This window comes from Leptolyngbya sp. FACHB-36, from assembly GCF_014695955.1.
GTDB lineage: Bacteria > Cyanobacteriota > Cyanobacteriia > Leptolyngbyales > Leptolyngbyaceae > FACHB-36.
Genome location: NZ_JACJPG010000094.1, coordinates 1 through 2530, shown reverse-complemented (window position 1 = coordinate 2530; position 2530 = coordinate 1). Strand labels below are relative to the sequence as shown.

Below are 2530 nucleotides of genomic sequence, written 5' to 3'. Positions count from 1 at the left end.
ATCGAGGTGGGCGATCGGGTCGTTTGGGAACTGCTCGATGGTAGTGCAGTGACGTTGGGGTCGCGGCGGCTGGTGCTGATACCTACGGAGGCAATGGATCGAAGCGAGTTTCGCGTGCCGCAGGAGTGGATTGACATTCCAGCCTGGGTGGCAGATTACTACTTGGCAGTGGAAGTGGATGCCGACGAGCAACGGCTGCACATCTGGGGCTACACAACGCATGAAACGCTCAAAACATCTGGCAGCTACGATGCGAACGATCGCACCTACTGTCTGGACGGCAGCCGCCTGATCGATGACATGACGGTTTTTTGGGTGATGCAGCAGCTTGCCCCAGAGCCGACCCGTGTGGCAGTACCGTCTGTGGCTGCTTTATCCCAAGTTCAAGCAGAGGAATTGATCCAGCGCTTGGCACCGTCGATCGACCTCCCGCGCTTGCAGGTGCCGTTTGAGCAGTGGGCAGGGCTACTTCTGCAACCCGCGTGGCGGCAGCGGTTGACGGAGCATCGGCAAGGTCAGCGAATGGAGGACCGATCGCAGCCGTTAGTGAATTTGAGCCAGTGGTTACAGGAGGTGTTCGATGCAGGGTGGCAGGCGATGGAAACGATCGTTAGCCCTGCCAGCCTCGCCTTTAATTTCCGGCGCGATGACGACGTGCCTCCGAGCATACGACGAGTGAAGCGGATTCAATTGGGTGGCGAGCTACCGGATGTGCTGCTTGTGGTTGCGCTGGCGATCGAGTCGGACAGCAGGCGGCGGATTTGGGTACAGCTACTGCCTCAGGAGCGGGGAGCCACTCTGCCGGAAACCTTGCAGTTGTCGTTGCTGTCTCCAACAGGAGACGTACTGCAATCGGTACAGGCGGGAAGCGACAGTAGCTACATTCAATTGCGCCGCTTCAAGTGTGCGCCTGGAACGCAGTTTCGCTTGGGAGTAGCCATTGCAGATGTTAGCGTGATGGAAGCATTTGTGAGTTGACGGTGCGTGCGATCGGCATGGGGCAGCTGGTTGTCCTAAATTTGGGTAAGGGAGATTGGAGCCAAGGCTGTGCGATCGTCACCGCTCAACTTTGGGTTGCTGACAGCCTGACGCCAATGCAGATCACGGGAAGTTTGCCGCCTGCACCGGAGTTTACGTTGCTCTATTCTCGCTGGCAGCACCTCTACGAAGCATTGTATGCTCATCGCGGCTGGCGGCAGGTGCGGTCTGCCAATGCCTTTGAAATTGAAGACGACGAAACCTACATTACCGATGTTTCAGAAGCGGAATTTAAACACCTCTGCAAGGAATTTCAGCAGCGTCTCAATGCGTGGCTGAGTGTCGATTCCTTTACCAAAATCGATCGTCAACTGCGCACGCATTTAAACCGCACCGATGACATTCGCCTGATTATTACCGCAGACGATCGTCAACTGCTGCGGCTTCCCTGGCATCTCTGGCAATTCCTTGAGGATTATCCGAAAGCAGAAATTGCTGTGAGTTTGCCGGAGTACACGCAATCAATCAAAACAGACGAATCGCCTCACAAAAAAGTCAAAATTTTAGCCATTTTAGGCAACAGTCAAGGAATCAACGTTGCCGCCGATCGACAACTGCTAGAACAGCTACCCGATACCGAATTAACGCTATTAGTTGAGCCAGATTTGGAATCTTTGAATCAACACCTTTGGGAGGCGGGTTGGGACCTGCTGTTTTTTGCAGGTCACAGTTCTAGTCAAACAGTTGGACAGATTCAAATTAATCGGACGGATACCTTAACGCTGGATCAGTTGCGGTATGGCTTAAAAAAAGCGATCGAGCGTGGCTTAAAACTCGCCATTTTCAACTCTTGCGACGGATTGGCACTGGCGTGGGATTTAGCAGATCTGCAAATTCCGCAGGTAATTGTGATGCGAGAACCCGTTCCCGATCGCGTTGCCCAAGCCTTTCTCAAACATTTCCTGATTGCATTTTCAGGGGGACGATCGTTTTATTTAGCTGTTCGGGAAGCCAGGGAAAAACTTCAGGGACTTGAATCAGAGTTTTTGTGTGCAACGTGGCTACCTGTTATTTGCCAAAACCCAGCCGAACAGCCTCCTCTGTGGCAAGACTGGTGCGACAAACGTGAGGTATCCAAGCCGCTCAAAATTCAAACGTATTCCTCCGGGATAGTACAACCAAAGGTCAAATTTGCTCGTGCTTTACTGAGCAGCATTGCGGTGACTAGCTTGGTGCTGGCTGTGCGATCGCTTGGAGTTTTGCAACCATTGGAACTCTGGGCGTACGATCGACTGCTTGCGTTTAAACCCACTGAAACTCCGGATGCTCGATTGTTAATTGTGACGATCAATGAGGCAGAAATTCAGGCGCAAGAATCCGATCAGCGACGCGGATCGCTATCTGATAAAACGCTCGATCGCCTGTTGCAGAAATTGGATCAGTATCAACCGCGTGTGATTGGATTGGACATCTACCGCGATTTTTCAACTAGCTTGAAGTATCCGAGTTTAGTCAAGCAACTGCAACAGAATAAACGGCTAGTAGCAATTTG

The 2530-nt window shown here is 52.3% G+C and carries 2 protein-coding genes; both read left to right on the top strand.

Features of this window, described 5'->3' with window-relative positions; translation table 11 throughout:
• A partial coding sequence (locus H6F43_RS01305) for a DUF1822 family protein (RefSeq protein ID WP_190340218.1) occupies positions 1-978 on the top strand: 978 nt, incomplete at its 5' end.
• Positions 979-995: 17 nt separating this feature from the next.
• A partial coding sequence (locus H6F43_RS01300; RefSeq protein ID WP_190340217.1) for a CHASE2 domain-containing protein occupies positions 996-2530 on the top strand: 1535 nt, incomplete at its 3' end.